Source organism: Aureimonas phyllosphaerae (assembly GCF_900113065.1).
Taxonomy (GTDB): Bacteria; Pseudomonadota; Alphaproteobacteria; order Rhizobiales; family Rhizobiaceae; genus Aureimonas; species Aureimonas phyllosphaerae.
This window is the reverse complement of the sequence record NZ_FOOA01000018.1, coordinates 25,155-40,343: the sequence shown is the minus strand read 5'-3', so window position 1 is coordinate 40,343 and position 15,189 is coordinate 25,155. Positions and strand designations below refer to the sequence as shown.

The following is a 15,189-nucleotide window of genomic DNA, read 5'->3' as shown; positions in this document are numbered from 1 at the left end:
CCCCAATGCCACGCGACCTGCGCATGTCCCGCATCCTGCACGTGCTCATCCACCTCGATCGCCACGTGCCGCTTGCGACTTCGGACGAGATCTCGAGGATGATCTCCACCAATCCGGTCGTGGTCCGCCGGATGATGGGCGGCTTGCGCGATCGCGGGATCGTCTCGTCCGAGAAGGGGCACGGCGGCGGATGGCAACTCGCCAGGCCGCTCGCGGACGTGACGCTGCGCGACGTCTACGAGGCCGTCGGTGCACCGCCCCTCTTCAACATCGGCTCCGGGGCGGAGCCATCCGAATGCTTGGTCGAAAGAGCCGTCGACGCCCGGCTCGACGCCTCCCTTCGCGAGGCCGAGGCCCGCCTGCTCGAACAGTTCTCGCAGGTCACCGTCGAGGACGTCGCCAGGGACTTCGAGCGCGACACCACCAGCCGCGGCGGAGATTCGGGGTGCTCAGGAGGCGGGCCTTCCCACAAGCTCGGCAACGGGACGATGTAGCGATCGGCATGGCGTGTGCCGGAGCGCTCATCACCCTGAAGACCTCAGAGAATGCGGGGTGCCGTCCGCCCGCCGAGGGCAGCGCAAACTTTGCGGCAGATCGATCTCCGTGCCACCCAAGATCATCGTCGCGGAGCCCTGAAAGGGGCGGAAACCCTGGCAGCAGCCTCGTCCGAGCCTTCGCAGCACCATCCGTTGCCCATGCGAGGCCGGTTTTCGCTCGCGAGTGGCGGGCGACGCTACCGGGCATATCGGCTTGTGTTGTCGGCGCGATGGCATTGCAGCTGTAGCCGATCCAGCAGGAAACGGTCACGCGGTTGTCATGTGCCTTCCTTAAGGGCAACGTAACGATTAATCGGCGCGGACCCGAGGTGAACCATGGCGACCACGACCGTCCTTGCGGGCCAGACCGTTTCCTCGCGCATCAACATCAGCGGCTCCGATCGCCTCGACGTCGAGGCGGGCGGCGCCGTTTCGGTCGGTTCCAACGCCCAGAGCGTGCGGTTCAACGCTCCGACGAACGGCGCCCTCATCGACAATGACGGGCTGATCGAGAACCTGCAGTCTAGCGGACGCGCCATCCGCTTCGAGACAAGCGTCGGCGTCACCTTGAACGCGACGATCGTCAACGGCGGCACCATCCGCTCGGCCGACGATGCGATCCAGATCCAGGCAGGCGCCGTCACCGGCGGCGTGGTCGAGATCGTCAACCAGGGGACCGTCCAGTCGACGGTCGGCCAGGCCGTGGACTTTGCCGGCGGGACCGGCGGCTTCACCACGGTGGTGAACAACGGTTCGAACGGCCGCATCACGAGCGACGAGAACGACGGCATCCGCATCGGCGGCGTCGGCGACATCACCAATTCCGGTCTCATCGACGGCGGCCGCAGCGCGACAGCCTTCGCTTCGGCCGACGGCGTCCAGTTCGAGGACGGCACGAGCGGCACCGTCATCAACGCCGGCACGATCTCCGGCGATCGCCATGGCATCAACGCCGGCGAGGGCTCCGACATTTCGGTCGAAAACGGAACGAACGGCGTCCTGATCGGTCGCAACGGTTCCGGTGTCGGTTCCGATGGCGCGGCCAGCGTGATCAATCGTGGATTGATCTCGGGCGGCTTCACGCCGGGCGTCGACATCAACAGCCCCGCCGGCGGCGGCACGCAGGACGGCGTCTTCGACGGCGACGGCGACGGCATCGACATCGACGGCCGGGCCGGGATCCTGAACTACGGCGTCATCGAGGGAACCGGGGCCGGCGGCAACGGCTCCGACGGCCTGCCGAACACGTCCGAGGGCATCGCGGCCGGTGGCGGATCGATCATCAACATGGCCGGTGCGATCATTCGCGGCCGGGGCCTCGGCATCCTGATCGACGACTCCTCGCAAGGGAACGCCCCCTTCGCGACCACGATCGTCAACAGCGGCACCATTTCCGGCGAGACGGGAACCGGCATCCGCATCGTCAGCGCGATCGGCGACTCCATCACCAACAACGGCACGATCTCCGGCGGGAACGGCATCGCCATCGCCTTCGGCACCGGCAACGACACGCTCTTCATCGGCGCCAACTCGGTGATCAAGGGTCTCAGCCAGGGCGGCGATGGCATCGATACGCTCGACTATCGCGTGTTCCAGGACGGCCGCAGCGTGAACGTCGACCTGTCGACGGGCACGGCGGACGGGACCGGCGGCGTCACCGGCTTCGAGAACATCATCGGCGGCAGCGGCAACGACACGCTGATCGGCGATGCGGGTCGCAACGTCATCCGGGGCGGTGCCGGCGACGACCGCATCGGCAGCGGCGGCGACGGCTCGGACTTCCTCGATGGCGGCAGCGGGGCCGACACCTACGTCGTCGGCCTCGGCCGCGGCGACACGCAATACGTCTTCGACAACGCCGGTGACAGGATCCAGACGGTCCGGGTGGACGGCACTATTACCGAAGGCGAGACAGCGGCCGGGGGTACCGACACCGTCTGGTCGTCAATCGACCTCGATCTGCGCCGCGACGACCTCGCCTTCGTCGAGAACCTGCGCCTCCAGGGGACCGCGAACCTCAACGCCACCGGCAATGGCCTCAACAACCTCATCACCGGCAATGCCGCGAGCAACACGATCGCCGGCGGCGCAGGCCGGGACAGCCTCTACGGCAAGGGCGGCGCGGACACGTTCGTCTTCACCGGAAAGGGTGCAGCGAACCGCGACTCGATCTGGGACTTCGACCAGGACGACAAGATCCAGCTCTCGCAGGCGACCTTCGCCAATCTCGATCGGGACGGCGACGGCCTCGTCGATGTCCTGTCGCAGACCGGCAAGGCCACCGGCACCGCCGCGCAGCTGATCTACAACAAGGCGACCGGCATCCTGTCCTACGATGCCGACGGCACCGGGGCGGGCGCTGCCGAAGACATCGCCTTCATCGGCGCGAAGCTCGCCTTCCTCGGCACCGACGACTTCATCCTTTCAGCCTGATCGACGCTGCAGCCGACATGCAGGCGCCGTCGGTCGCAAACCGGCGGCGTGTTGATCGGCATGAGCGATCTCATCGCCGATGGCTCTCCCGTCTGGGGGGTGTCCAGGCGAACGGCGCGATCCTTTTCTACCGCCCTGTCCACGACTGCAGGCACGTGGGTGGCGTCGCAAGCGTCGCGCGGATCGGCGACTTCGTCCTCACCCCTTCGCCACGCCGGGCTGGCCGCCGGTCTGGCGAACCATCCGAAGGCATCCGCCGCCCCGCGCAGGCAGGACCGCCAGCGCACCGGCCCGATAGAGGTCGGCGACATAGCCCTCCCGACGGCCGACGAACCGGGCGAAGTGACCGTCCCACTCGAGGATGGCGACGCTCTCCGGCAGCCGGACCGCCTCCGGCGAACGGGAAAACATCACGAGCACGGCCTCGGCCCGTTCCGTCGCCGCGAGGATCGCGGCATTCGCGCCGACCCACCCCGCAGCGATGAACCCGGCGAGCGCGAGCGTCCGGGCGACAGCGCGGCCGCGGCGTTCAATAGTCGAAGACATGCTCGACACGATAGCCGCCCTCCCCCTCGCCGCGCAGAAGCGGCGACAGGTTGGAAACCTTGGTGAGGACGAGCGTGCGGACTTCGCCGTCCGCTGGCGTATCGAACGTATGAAGTGCTGTCGTCTCGCCCGGGAGGCTCGCGCCGGGCGCAGATCGGACGGACACCATAATGTCGTCGTTGCCGGCGACCTCGAACGTCGATCCGCCGGCAGTCGCGATCGTCCGCAGGAGGGCCGTGAAAGCGGCGTAGCGGTCGCTCTCGATGATAACGCCGTCCGGCAACGCCGCCACGACGGCGATGCCCGGAATGGCGGCGAGCCGATCGGGAGCCAGATCGCGCACGACGCTGCGAATGCGCAGTTCATCGGGTCCCGTGGCGGCCACCGCGCGCGCGATCAGATCGGCATAGGCCTGCTTCACCCGCCATTCGCCACCAAGGGCGAGGTCGCGCTCCCAGGAGCGAAACCCGCCTCCCGGCGCTGCCGCAAGCCTCCGCGCCCATTCCGAGAAGGGAAACCGGTACCAGGGCGTCTGGTGCAGGAAGGCGCCGTAGTCGCGCGCCATCGTCGCCGCCACCTGATCCTGCGGCGTTTTCACCGGCCCGCGAAGCCAGGCTGCCAACCGGCCGATGGTCTCTTCGTAGGCCGCCTTGGCCGCCATCTCCAGGTTGAAGCTCGTGCCGATCGTATAGATCATCTGCCGGGTCGGTCCGTCGGCGCCGCCGTGCGCGTCCGCCTGGCGGTTGAGGACGCAATAGGAGGTCCAGAACGAGGCGACGCTCCGCCAGAAGGCGAACGCATGCTCGTCTCCCGTTTCCAGAACCGTCGCGAAATCCTCGTAGGCGTAGACCATGTGCCATTCGGGATAGGTGAGGAAGGTTCGGGACTCCGGCCTCTGCCAGGCGGCCTCCGTGATGACCGGTCGATAGGCGTCGTTGCCGGATGGACCTCGGCAGGCGGTCTCGATCGCAACGATGGGCGCCGCCACACAAGCGATCGCGGCGAGCGAGAGGATGCCCAGCGCCCAGCCGAGCTTGGCGCGCCGTCTCACGCGAGACGCGTCCGGCGCCCGTCGAGGAGCGCCGCGGCAAGAGCGATACCCCCCAGGGCGATATGCGGCAGGTTGGCCAGTACCTTGAAGCCGAGCGGCAGGTCCTGGATCCCGTAGTTCAGGATGCCGAGATCGAGATAGCCCGAGCCCGTGGCGAGCCCGAGCAGTCCGTCGGCCAGGTAGAGCGTACCGAACAGAAGCAGGAACGTGCGTGCCGCACGGTGCGACAGAAGGGCGGCGGTCAGAGCCCAGACGGCCGAGGCGAGGTGGAGGAGGTCGTCATAGATATCGAGCGCGAAGATGCCGAACGCGCGGCCCTCCGCGTCGGTCAGACCGGGCACGTAGTTGAGGCTGGCAGCGCCCAGAAGAACGATCGCATAGGCGATGCAGAGCAGGCGAAGCTTCGTCACGCGTCGGCTCCATCGGAGAGATACTGGTCCCAGAAGGGAGAGCGGAACGTCGGCCCGGGATCGACGCTTCGCTTGAAGGCGGCGAACCGGGCATGATCCGGATAGGCGCGTCGAAACTGCGAAAGCGTCGCATGCGGGCGGTATGGCAGGTAGTAGGTGCCCCCGCACGCCAGCACGCGCTCGATCAGCTCCCGCGTCATCCGCTGCATGTCCTCTTCGGCGCGCCGGCTCATCTCCTGCGAGAAGAGCATGACGGCCGCGATGCGCGGGCCTGTCGCGTAGCGCAGGACGCTGTCCGGGTCCTCAGCGACGTAGCGCAGGGTCACGTTCAGGAGTTCCTGGTAAGACGACGGGATCACGTCCCGGCAGGCGGCCACGAAGTCGGCGAACCGGTCCGGCGGGACGAAGTACTCGTGTAGGATGTCGGTCCGCGACGCATCGCGGTCATCGAGGGTCGCCACCGGCTCGTTGAGAAGGCTGTTGCGCGTCGCGGCGCCGTAGAGGCGCGGCGCGAGCCGTGTCTCGATCCCCCAGCGCAGCCGCTTCACCGCATCCGAGCCGACCTGCTCGCGAAAGACGATGCGCGACGCGCGGCTGAGGAAACCCGAGCCAACCGCCTCGGGAATGAGGCCCTGCTCGGCGGCCGAACGGTAGGAAACCAGCAGGGCTTCCTCGAAGAAGGAGCCGAGCGTCACGTCCAGGTGGCCATAGGCCATGTGGACCGAGGGCTCGTTCGCCGTCACCGGGAAGCGTGTGCCGAAGTCGGCCGCCGGCATCCGCTCGAAACGCGGCTCCAGTTGTTCGTTGCGCGTCATCTCCACGTCGAGATCGAGGATCACGCCCGTCAGCCCGTAGCCGCCCATCGTCGCTCGAAAGAGTTCGGGCTCCCGTTCGCGCGAGCACTCCACGACATCGCCCGTCGCCGTCACGAGCCGCAGCGAGCGTACGGTGGAGCCGAACGGCCCGTGGGCGACCGGCCAGCCGTGGGCGTTCACGCAGAAGGTGCTCGCGACGCCGAAATCGTTGTTGGACTGCATGACGCTCGGCGACCAGCCGGCGGCGTCGAGCGCACGGATGACATCGATCCAGCGGGCTCCGGCGGGCACGCGGTAGAGGCCCTGCCCGGCATCGATCTCGATCGCCTTCTGGTCGAGAGTCGCGACCGTGCCGGCGGACGCAAGGCTGTGCGCCCCCATGGAATGGCGCGCCGCGCTCGCGATGAACGGACGGCCCGCACTGCGCGCCTCGGCGAGTTCCCGCCGCAGGGTGCCGAGCGCTTCGTCGCCCGTGTCGGATATCGTCACATGCCGCGCGACCGTCACCGGGCTGAGGCCGCTTGCGTCGTTCATCCTGTCCGGAGCAAGAACCGCCTCGGCCGCGAGGCGACCGGCCTGCGGCGCCTCCGCTCCGAGAGCCAGGACCGCCCCACCCCCGACAAGCGCGCCGCCGCCGACCAGCAGCGTCCGGCGCGTCAACTTCGTCAACGGTCGCGCCACGATGAGCCCCCGACGAGGTTTCCAGCCCTGCCTGCGCCGGCCTCGCCGCCCATGTGGGGCGCGGTCGGAGCGACATCGAGCGCGCGCACATCCACGCCGTTGTCCATGTCTTCCTTCTTCCGTCCTTCGGGGTCCGCCCCTCGTCGGCGATCCCAAGACCGATGCCGCATGCCGGCGAGCGCCCCGCCCCCCAATGCGAGGTCGAACCAGCGACCGTGAACTCGACCGACGCGGTGCTGCCTGTCAAGGCAACAGGTCGGCGGGCGGCGGCACGACCGGCCGACCGGCGGAAGGAGCGGGGCAAAAGACTGTATCGGCCGGGAGCGGGCCGAGCGGGACAGCGTCAGCCCCGGCGCTCGACAGCTTCGATCATCGCCCGATCGATCGGTGCGCGGGCTTTCTCGAAGCCGGCCCACGGATCCGGCTCGGCGAGGCGATCGAGAACGTCGCCGGGCCCGAAGCCGTTCGCGCCGTGGAGATCTGCCAGTTCCGTCCAGGATACGGGCGTCGCAACCGGAGCCCCGTCCCTCGCCCGTGTCGAGTAGGGGGCGACCGCCGTCTGCCCCCGTTCGTTGCGGAGCCAGTCGATGAAGATGCGACCGCGTCGCTTCGCCTTCGACATGGTGGCGACGAAATGATCCGGGTCGCTCGCGGCGATACGGCCGGCCAGCCCCTTGGCGAAACGCGCGACGTCCTCGAAGTCTGCCGTCGGAGCCAGCGGCGCGACCACATGGATGCCCTTGCCACCGGTCACCATCGCAAACGCGTTCAGGCCCAGCGCCTCCAGCGCGCCGCGCACCAGTTCGGCCGCATCCCGCACCGCGGCGAAACCGACGGACGGATCGGGATCGAGGTCGAACACGAGGCGGTCGGGGATCTCGACAGCCTCGTTGCGCGAACCCCAGATGTGGAACTCCAGCGCCCCCATCTGCACGGCCGCCGCAAGGCTCGACGGATCGAGAAGCGTCATGTAGCGCGCCGGCTCGCCATCGTGCTCCAGAAGATCGACCGTTCCCATCTCCGCAGGGAAGCCCTCGCCCACGTGCTTCTGGAAGAAGCAGGGTCGCGCCATGCCCGACGGACAGCGCTTCAGGCTCAGCGGGCGGTGGCCGGCATGAGCGAGCATGCGCCCGGCAACGCGCTCGTAGTAGCGGGCCAGATCGCCCTTGGTGACGGCGCCTGCGCGATAGACGACGCGATCGGGATGCGAGATGCGCACGCCCGAGACGACGAGACTTGCGGCCTTCGATCCGGCCTGTGGGGCCGCGGGCCTCTCGGCACGCTCGTCCACGACGTCATCGACCGGCTTGTCCGCCCTCAAGCCCTTGAACACGCCGTGGCGCACCTGCCGGTCGGCCGTCAGTTCTGCGAAGTCCACCTCGGCGACGAGGTTCGGCCGCACGAAGCGCGCGTTGCGCGCGACGGGTCGCGGCAGGTCGGCGAAGGGCGATGCCTTCGTCCCGCTCGCCCGGAAGCGGGCGGCGAGGTCTTCGAGGGCCTCGGCGTCGAAGCCCGATCCGACGCGGCCGCGATAGACGAGCCGCCCCTCCTCCATGACCCCGACGAGGATCGAGGAGAAGGGCCTCCCGGGCTTGGCCGACGGCGACCAGCCGCCGATCACGAACTCCTGCCGCCGCGTGCATTTCACCTTCAGCCAGTCGCCGTTGCGTGAGCCCACGTAGGGCGCATCGGCACGTTTGGAGACGAGGCCCTCCTGTCCCGCTTCGCAGATGCCCCGGAAAACGGACGGGCCGTTGCCGCGCACGTGCTCGCTGTAGAGGAGCGCGCCGTCCCCACCCGCCTCGAGCAGCGCCTTCAGGAGCGCTTTGCGCTCGACGAGCGGCGCGCCGCTCAGGTCGTTGCCGTCGAGTTCGAGAAGGTCGAAACAGAAACAGGACAGGGGGGATTTGTCGCCGAGCGCCTTCTGGAGCGTGGAGAAGTCGGCGCGCCCGTCGGCGTCGAAGGCGACGACCTCGCCGTCGATCAGCGCGCTCCGGCAGGGCAGCGCCAGCGCCGCGTCCGTCAGGCTTGCAAAGCGCGTCGTCCAGTCCTGCTCGTTGCGGGTCGAGAAGCGCACCGCGCCGCCACCCAGCGCGATCTCGACACGGTAGCCATCGTACTTCACCTCGTGCAGCCAGTCGTCGCCTTCGGGCGCGGCGTCGGTCAGGAGAGCCAGTTGCACGGGACGGAAGGCGGGAAGCTCAGCCGGCCGCCCCTTCGCCTTGCGTCGGCTCGCCTTCGGGCGTGCCACCGGCTCCGACGCCTCCCCGGCCGGCCGCGCTGCCTTCCTTGCAGGACTTCCCTTCGCGATCTCATCGAGGCTGCGTCCCGTCTTGACGCTCCGGTCGAGGGCGAGGAGGTCCTCCCCGGGAGCAGCGTCCTCGTCGCGTTCCTTGATGAGGAGCCAGTTCTCGCGCGAGCCGCGGTCCCTGCCTTTCATGCGCACCAGCGCCCAGCGGCCACGCATCTTCTCGCCGTGGAGCCGCATCTTGAGATTGCCGCGTTCCAACCCTTCGCTGGGGTCGCCTTCCGGCTCCCACCAGCCCCGATCCCAGAGCATCACCGTGCCGCCACCGTACTCGCCGGCGGGGATCGTTCCCTCGAACGTACCGTAGTCCAGCGGATGGTCCTCGACGCGTACCGCCAGCCGCTTGTCGGCCGGGTCGAGGCTCGGGCCGCGCGTCACCGCCCAGCTCTTGAGGACGCCCTCCCATTCGATGCGGAAATCGTAGTGCAGGCGACGCGCGTCGTGCTTCTGCACCGTGAAGGCGAGCCGCTCGCCCGTGTTGCTGCCGCCCTCGGGCTCGGCGGTCCGCGTGAAGTCCCGTTTCTCGCGGTAGCGCTTCAGAAGCGTGTCGGCGCGCGAGGCCACGGGGCCGACCCAGCCTCAGGCTCGCTTGCGCTTGGGCGCGGGCTTCGCCTTGCCTGCCGACTTGCGAGCGGGTGCCGTGCCGCCCTCGCCCCGGCTGCTTTCCAGACTCTTCTTCAGGCTGGCCATGAGATCGACGACGTTGGACTTCGCGTTGCCCTTGGGCGCCTCGTCCGGCTCGTCCTCGATCTCCACCTCGCCATGCTTGCGGCGCTTCTCCTCGACCAGCGCCTTCACGGCCGCAAGATAGTGGTTCTTGAAGGCCCCGGCCTTGAACGGATGGGTCTTGCGCTCGATCAGCTCCTGCGCGACCGCGAGGAGATCGTCGTCGGTCTCGCCCTTGGCGATGTCCTCGAAGAGCTCGTCCGCCTTGCGGATCTCGTCCGCGTAATGAAGCGTCTCGAGAAGCAGCCCCGTCCCGTAGGGACGCACGGCGGCGAGGTATTCCTTGCCGCGCATCGTCATCTGGCCGAGCCCGGTCTTGCCGCCCTCCTTGAGGGCATCGCGCAGCACACGGAAGGCATCCTCGGCCAGTTCGTCCTGCGGCACCACGTAATACGGTTTGTCGAAGTAGAGCGGCGGGATTTCCGTCGCCTCGACGAACTGGACAAGCTCCAGCGTCTTCTTCGTCTCCAGCTTCACCGCGTCGAGCTCCTCGTCGGTGAGGATGACGTACTGGTCCTTCTTCACTTCGAAGCCGCGCACGATGTCCTCGGGCGAGACCGGCTTATGCCCCTCGACGACCTTGTCGTAGTGGATGCGCTGACCGCTCTTGCGGTCGATCTGGTGGAAGCTCACCGTGCCGGTCGAGGAGGTCGCCGGAAAGATCTCGACGGGGATGGAGACGAGGGACAGGCGGATCTGGCCCTTCCAGATGGGACGCCGCGCCATGCGAGAACTCCGAACCGAACAATGGCAGACAAACGTGCGCCGTGGCCGCCGCGTTCCTGCAATGCGGCCGGCGGAAACCGGTCATGGGAAACGAGGTCAGGAGCCCTCCGGCGCGGCCGGTCAGGACCCGTCTTCCAGCCGTTCCTCGACCTTGCGCCGGCTGTTGCCGACCGCCTTCACCGCATCCTTGACGTCGGCCTTCGAAACGCCCTCCTTGCCGGCCTCGTAGCGGACCTCGTGATCCTGACCGGCTGCGACGCGAGCCCGGTCCTGGGCGCGACCACGGGATGTATGCTCGTTCGGCATGGTGCTCTCCCTTGCCTCCGGGTTCGGACGCGCAGACCGTCGGCGGCCGGGCCACCCGGGTGTCGGTCCAGCAACGCGACACCCAACCGTGGGTTGCCGCCGTCGCGCCTGAAGTCTTTTGACGGCTCCGGGCATCCACCAGACCGGAAGCATACGGCGTGGCCGGTCGGGTCATGGCGGTCCTGCGTGCCGACAGTCCGAACGAAACGGTTCGCCCACAGGTCAGTTTGCGCGCGCGATGGAGCCATCCGCGACGCCGCCCCGTCAGGGCATCAGCGGGTCGGTGGCACCGGCTCGTCGCGCAGCAGCGGCAGCAGCGTCCGCCCTTGCCGCTCGATCTCGCGCAGATACGGCGTGTCGGACAGGATGAAGGTCGAAATGCCGAGGTCGCGATAGCGCCGGAGCGACGCTGCGACCTCCTCGGCCGAGCCGACGAGCCAGGTCGTGCCGGCCCCGCCGCCGCCGAAGCGACCGGGCGCCGTGTAGAGGTTGGTGTCGAGAACGTCGCCGCGCGCCTGGAGGTCGAGAAGCCGCTGCTGTCCGACCGCGACCTCGCCCTTGTGATCGTGCCATCCGGCGCCCGCCGTCTCGGCCATCCGGGCGACCTTGGCCTCGGCGTCGCGCCAGGCTTGCGCGCTCGTCTCGCGCACGAGCGTCGTGATGCGCAGACCGAAGCGCAGGGGCGCATGCCGGCGCCCGACCTCGCCTGAAAGCCGCTTGAGCCGCGCGATGCGCTCGGCGATGTCGGCGAGCGGTTCGCCCCAGAAAAGCTGCACGTCGGCTTCCGCCGCGGCGACGCGCTCCGCGGCGTCCGAAGCGCCGCCGAAGTAGAGGGTCGGGTGCGGGCGTCCTGGAAGGCTCGGCGGACGCGGCCGCAGCGTCGATCCGGAAAGCTGGTAATGCTTCCCTTCGAAACGAACGTCGTCCTCGGTCCAGAGCCTGCGCAGGATCTGCATGAACTCGCGCGTCCGCTCGTATCGCCCGGCCTTGTCGAAGGCGCCGTCGCCGTAGGCGGCGGGATCGTCGATGCCCGACACGATGTTCACCCGGACCCGGCCGCCGGTGAGGTCGTCGAGCGTCGCCAGAGCGGACGCCGCCAGGGCCGGTGGCCAGAAGCCCGGCCGGATCGCGATCAGCGGCTCGAAGCTCGTGGTTCGTGCGGCGAGCGCCGCGGCGACCGTGAACGTATCGGGCCGCCCCCAGCCAGCGCCGAGCAACGCGCCCTTCCAGCCGTGGCGCTCGATGGCTTCCGCCTGCGCAACGAGGGTCCCGAGGCTGTTGTGGCCGGGCTCGGCCGTATCGCCGCGATGCCCGGCAACGGACTGGTTGGGGATGTACCAGAGATAATCCATTCGTGCCCTTCCGGCATGCCGCCCATGACGTGTCCGATCCGGCGAGATCGACGCGGTCGACGATCCGAGCCGACCCGGCAACTTCGCTGCCCCGCTCATCGGACCAGCGACGCCGGACCGCTTGTCACCTCCCGTTCTCGCAGCAGGACGCTGCGCGAGGGGAGAGAGGCCGCGCCGCCTTGTCCGCCAACGATAGCCCGGCGGCCTTTGAAGACCGAGGTCAGATATTGTCCACTCTGGCGGTAGAATGAGTAGTCTTTTTCTCGCGATCGCTTCCTGCGGGTCCTAGTCTCCTCCTGTCGCGCTTGCGGCGCCGACCGGTCCGCATGGAGACGCCCCTGATGTCGCCCACCAAGATCCGATATCTCAAACGTGCCGTGCCCGCGACGACCACCGGGTTGCCGTTCTGATGCTGGCTCGCCCCAATGCGGTCGATGTCGGCATATCCTTCGAGGCGCGTGGACTGACGATCGACTTTCCTGTTGGTGGGAGCACCGTCCGCGCCGTCGACGACGTGAGCTTCTCGGCAGCGGAGGGCGATCGTCTCGTTCTTCTCGGGCGCTCGGGCTGCGGCAAGTCGTCGATCCTGAAGTCTGTCGCAGGCTTCATCCAGCCCGTTGCCGGAGACATCCGGGTGAAGGGGCGCCGGGTGTCGGGTCCCGGACCCGACAGGATCGTGGTCTTCCAGGAGTTCGACCAGCTTCTTCCCTGGAAGACGGTGCGCGAGAACGTCGCCTTCCCCTTGCGCGTCTCGGCGCGGGCGGGCGGAAGGGTTCCGAAGGCCGAAGCCCGGGAGCTTGCGGCCGAAGCCCTGCGCAAGGTCGGCCTGGAGCGGGTGATCGATGCCTACCCCCATACCCTGTCCGGCGGCATGAAGCAGCGCGCGGCCATCGCGCGGGCCCTCGTCACGAATGCCGACGTCCTCCTGATGGACGAACCCTTCGCAGCACTCGACGCGCTCACCCGGCGGCAGTTGCAGGAGGATCTCCTCGCCCTCGCCGAGGCGGAGCGCTTCACACTCCTGTTCGTGACCCATTCGATCGAGGAGGCGATCCTCATCGGAACGAAGCTGCATCTCCTGTCCCCTCACCCCGGCCGGACGATCGCCTCGTTCGACACGTCCGAGTTCGGCCTCGGCAACAGCGGCGGGGCCCGGTTCGAGAGCGTCGTGCGGGAGGTGAACCATCTCCTCTTCGGCGCGAGGCCCGAGCGGAGCCCGGTCCATGTCTGATGCAATCGCAACGACGACCCTGCCGCGACCACGGCTGTCGGACGGGTCCACCAGCTTCCTGCGCAAGCTCGCGATCTTGGCGCTCCTCGCCGCGCTCTGGCAGGGGGCAGCGCTGTGGACCGGCAAGCCGATGCTTCTTCCGAGCTTCACCGACACGATGCGGGCCCTTGTTGCCGGCATTCTCGAGGACGGGCTCCTCGCCTCGTCCTGGCGGTCGCTCACCGTGCTCATGAAGGGCTATGCGATCGCCGTCGCGTTTTCGCTCGTTCTCGTCTCGCTGGCGGTCGCCAACAGCTTCGCCCGTGAGGCGTTGCGTACGCTCATCTCCATGTTCAACCCGCTGCCCGCCATCGCGATCCTCCCCCTCGCGATGCTGTGGTTCGGCCTCGGCGAGGCGAGCCTCGTCTTCGTGCTCGTCCATTCCGTTCTCTGGCCCTTCTCGCTCGCGACGCTCGGCGGCTTCGACGGCGTTCCGGAAACGCAGCGCCTCGTCGGGCGGAACTACGGCCTCAAAGGTCCCGCCTATGTCGCGCTCATTCTCGTTCCTGCCGCGCTCCCGTCCGTCATCTACGGGCTGAAGATCGGGTGGGCCTTCGCTTGGCGGACCCTGATCGCCGCGGAACTCGTGTTCGGCGTCTCGGCGGGACAGGGCGGCCTTGGCTGGTACATCTTCCGCAACCGCAACGAGCTCTTCACGGACAAGGTCTTCGCCGGACTGGTGCTGGTGATCGTCATCGGCCTCCTCGTTGAAGGCGTTGTGTTCCGCCTTCTGGAATCCCTCACCGTCCGCCGTTGGGGCATGCAGCGCTGACGCGGCCTCCTCTCCCGACGCACTTCCTCATCTCCCATCAGCAGAAGGCCTTCTCCCATGAGTTCGCGTCCCGACCGCATCCCCACCTGTCGCAGGCTTCTCCTCGCGGCAACGACCTTTGCCGCGCTGCTGGCCGCCCTTCCCTCGGCAGCGCTGGCGGAGGGCAAGATCCGCATCGCCCAGCAGTTCGGCATCGCCTACCTCATCCTTGACGTCGTCCGGGACCAGAAGCTGATCGAGAAGCATGGCCGCGAGGCCGGGATCGACATCGCGGTCGAATGGGCGAGCATCTCCGGCGCGACGGCCATGAACGAAGCGCTCCTGTCCGGCTCGCTCGACATCGTATCGGCCGGCGTTCCGCCGGCGCTCACGATGTGGGACCGCACCAAGGGCAGCGGCCAAGAGGTGAAGCTGGTATCGTCGCTGGGCTCGCTGCCGAACTACCTCATCACCAACAACCCGGCGGTGAAGACGCTGGCCGACTTCGGACCGAACGACCGCATCGCCGTCCCGGCCGCGGGCGTCGGCTTCCAGTCGCGCACGCTGCAGATCGAGACCGCCCGGCAGTTCGGCGCGGAGAACTTCAAGAAGTTCGACGACATCTCGGTGAGCCTGCCCCATCCGGACGCGACGGCCGCCCTGGTCGCGGGCGGCACTGAGATCAACTCGCACTTCTCCTCGGCGCCCTTCTATTACCAGGCGCTCGCCGCCAACCCCGCGGTCCACAAGGTCCTGAGCTCCTACGACATCCTCGGAGGGCCGGCGACGTTCAACGTCCTCTATGCCACCGCGCCTTTCCACGACGAGAACCCGAAGACCTACAAGGCGCTCTACGCGGCCCTCGGCGAGGCTGCCGGCTGGATCGCCGCCAACAAGGACGCCGCCGCTGAGACCTTCATTCGCCAGCAGAACTCCAAGCTCTCGCCCGAACTCGTGTTGGAGATCATCAACGACCCCGAGAACGACTTCACCATCACGCCGGAGAAGACCGAAGTCTACGCGCGCGAGTTGCACAAGCTGGGCGTCCTCAAGAACGAGGCGGCGTCGTGGAAGGACTTCTTCTTCGAGGAAGCCGCGGCCGGAAGCGGCAGTTAGACGCGAGCTCCGGCACGGGTTCGCATCATGGCGGGGGTCGTCGATCGATAGCATCGGCCGATCCTCACCATGGAAGCGGAAGGACCGGCCCCGACCGTCGATACCGCGGTTCTCGACATGAGCGACAAAGTGAACTTCAAAGTGGAACGGCCTTTGGCGTAG

General features: G+C 68.1%; 14 protein-coding genes. 5 read left to right on the top strand and 9 right to left on the bottom strand.

What is annotated here, in order from left to right; translation table 11 throughout:
* Window positions 1-5: 5 nt before the first annotated feature.
* Complete coding sequence (locus BM175_RS17760; RefSeq protein WP_090965422.1) at window positions 6-494, top strand: RrF2 family transcriptional regulator; 489 nt, start codon at window positions 6-8, stop codon at window positions 492-494.
* A gap of 378 nt (window positions 495-872) precedes the next feature.
* Window positions 873-2,969: a beta strand repeat-containing protein gene (locus BM175_RS17755; protein ID WP_090965420.1), complete on the top strand. Its 2,097-nt coding sequence runs from the start codon at window positions 873-875 to the stop codon at window positions 2,967-2,969.
* A 198-nt stretch (window positions 2,970-3,167) separates the two neighbouring features.
* Here BM175_RS17755 and BM175_RS17750 read toward each other — a convergent pair whose 3' ends face one another.
* The 9 genes from BM175_RS17750 to BM175_RS17715 form a co-directional block, all read right to left on the bottom strand.
* The gene (locus BM175_RS17750) at window positions 3,168-3,515 is read right to left on the bottom strand and encodes a hypothetical protein (protein ID WP_090965418.1); all 348 of its coding nucleotides are present in this window, start codon (window positions 3,513-3,515) and stop codon (window positions 3,168-3,170) included.
* Window positions 3,499-4,566: a hypothetical protein gene (locus tag BM175_RS17745; protein ID WP_090965416.1), complete on the bottom strand. Its 1,068-nt coding sequence runs from the start codon at window positions 4,564-4,566 to the stop codon at window positions 3,499-3,501. The genes BM175_RS17750 and BM175_RS17745 overlap by 17 nt, the downstream gene beginning before the upstream one ends.
* Complete coding sequence (locus BM175_RS17740; protein ID WP_090965414.1) at window positions 4,563-4,976, bottom strand: DUF4383 domain-containing protein; 414 nt, start codon at window positions 4,974-4,976, stop codon at window positions 4,563-4,565. The genes BM175_RS17745 and BM175_RS17740 overlap by 4 nt, the downstream gene beginning before the upstream one ends.
* Window positions 4,973-6,460 carry an FAD-binding oxidoreductase gene (locus BM175_RS17735; protein ID WP_090965412.1) on the bottom strand — a complete coding sequence of 496 codons (1,488 nt, stop codon included), beginning with the start codon at window positions 6,458-6,460 and terminating at the stop codon, window positions 4,973-4,975. Before BM175_RS17735 ends, BM175_RS17740 begins: the two co-directional genes overlap by 4 nt.
* A complete protein-coding gene (locus tag BM175_RS23250) occupies window positions 6,457-6,579 on the bottom strand; it encodes a hypothetical protein (RefSeq protein ID WP_280141126.1) in 123 nt (40 codons plus the stop codon). Before BM175_RS23250 ends, BM175_RS17735 begins: the two co-directional genes overlap by 4 nt.
* A 236-nt stretch (window positions 6,580-6,815) precedes the next feature.
* Window positions 6,816-9,344, bottom strand: a complete 2,529-nt coding sequence (ligD, locus tag BM175_RS17730; RefSeq protein ID WP_090965410.1) for a DNA ligase D — start codon at window positions 9,342-9,344, stop codon at window positions 6,816-6,818.
* A 15-nt stretch (window positions 9,345-9,359) separates the two neighbouring features.
* Window positions 9,360-10,232, bottom strand: coding sequence for a non-homologous end joining protein Ku (ku, locus tag BM175_RS17725; RefSeq protein WP_090965408.1), 873 nt, complete (start codon window positions 10,230-10,232; stop codon window positions 9,360-9,362).
* Between the two features lie 120 nt (window positions 10,233-10,352).
* Window positions 10,353-10,538 (bottom strand): DUF3606 domain-containing protein, encoded by a 186-nt coding sequence (locus BM175_RS17720; RefSeq protein ID WP_090965406.1) that lies wholly within the window; start codon window positions 10,536-10,538, stop codon window positions 10,353-10,355.
* A 272-nt stretch (window positions 10,539-10,810) separates the two neighbouring features.
* A complete protein-coding gene (locus BM175_RS17715) occupies window positions 10,811-11,890 on the bottom strand; it encodes an LLM class flavin-dependent oxidoreductase (protein ID WP_090965404.1) in 1,080 nt (359 codons plus the stop codon).
* A gap of 409 nt (window positions 11,891-12,299) precedes the next feature.
* Between BM175_RS17715 and BM175_RS17710 the strand changes: the two genes are divergently transcribed.
* From BM175_RS17710 to BM175_RS17700, 3 genes are read left to right on the top strand one after another with little or no spacing between them, the layout of a single operon-like run.
* The gene (locus BM175_RS17710; protein ID WP_090965402.1) at window positions 12,300-13,121 is read left to right on the top strand and encodes an ABC transporter ATP-binding protein; all 822 of its coding nucleotides are present in this window, start codon (window positions 12,300-12,302) and stop codon (window positions 13,119-13,121) included.
* On the top strand, window positions 13,114-13,932 hold the full coding sequence (locus tag BM175_RS17705) for an ABC transporter permease (protein WP_090965400.1): 819 nt from the start codon (window positions 13,114-13,116) through the stop codon (window positions 13,930-13,932). Before BM175_RS17710 ends, BM175_RS17705 begins: the two co-directional genes overlap by 8 nt.
* Before the next feature lie 57 nt (window positions 13,933-13,989).
* Window positions 13,990-15,027, top strand: coding sequence for an ABC transporter substrate-binding protein (locus tag BM175_RS17700; RefSeq protein WP_090965397.1), 1,038 nt, complete (start codon window positions 13,990-13,992; stop codon window positions 15,025-15,027).
* Window positions 15,028-15,189: the final 162 nt, after the last annotated feature.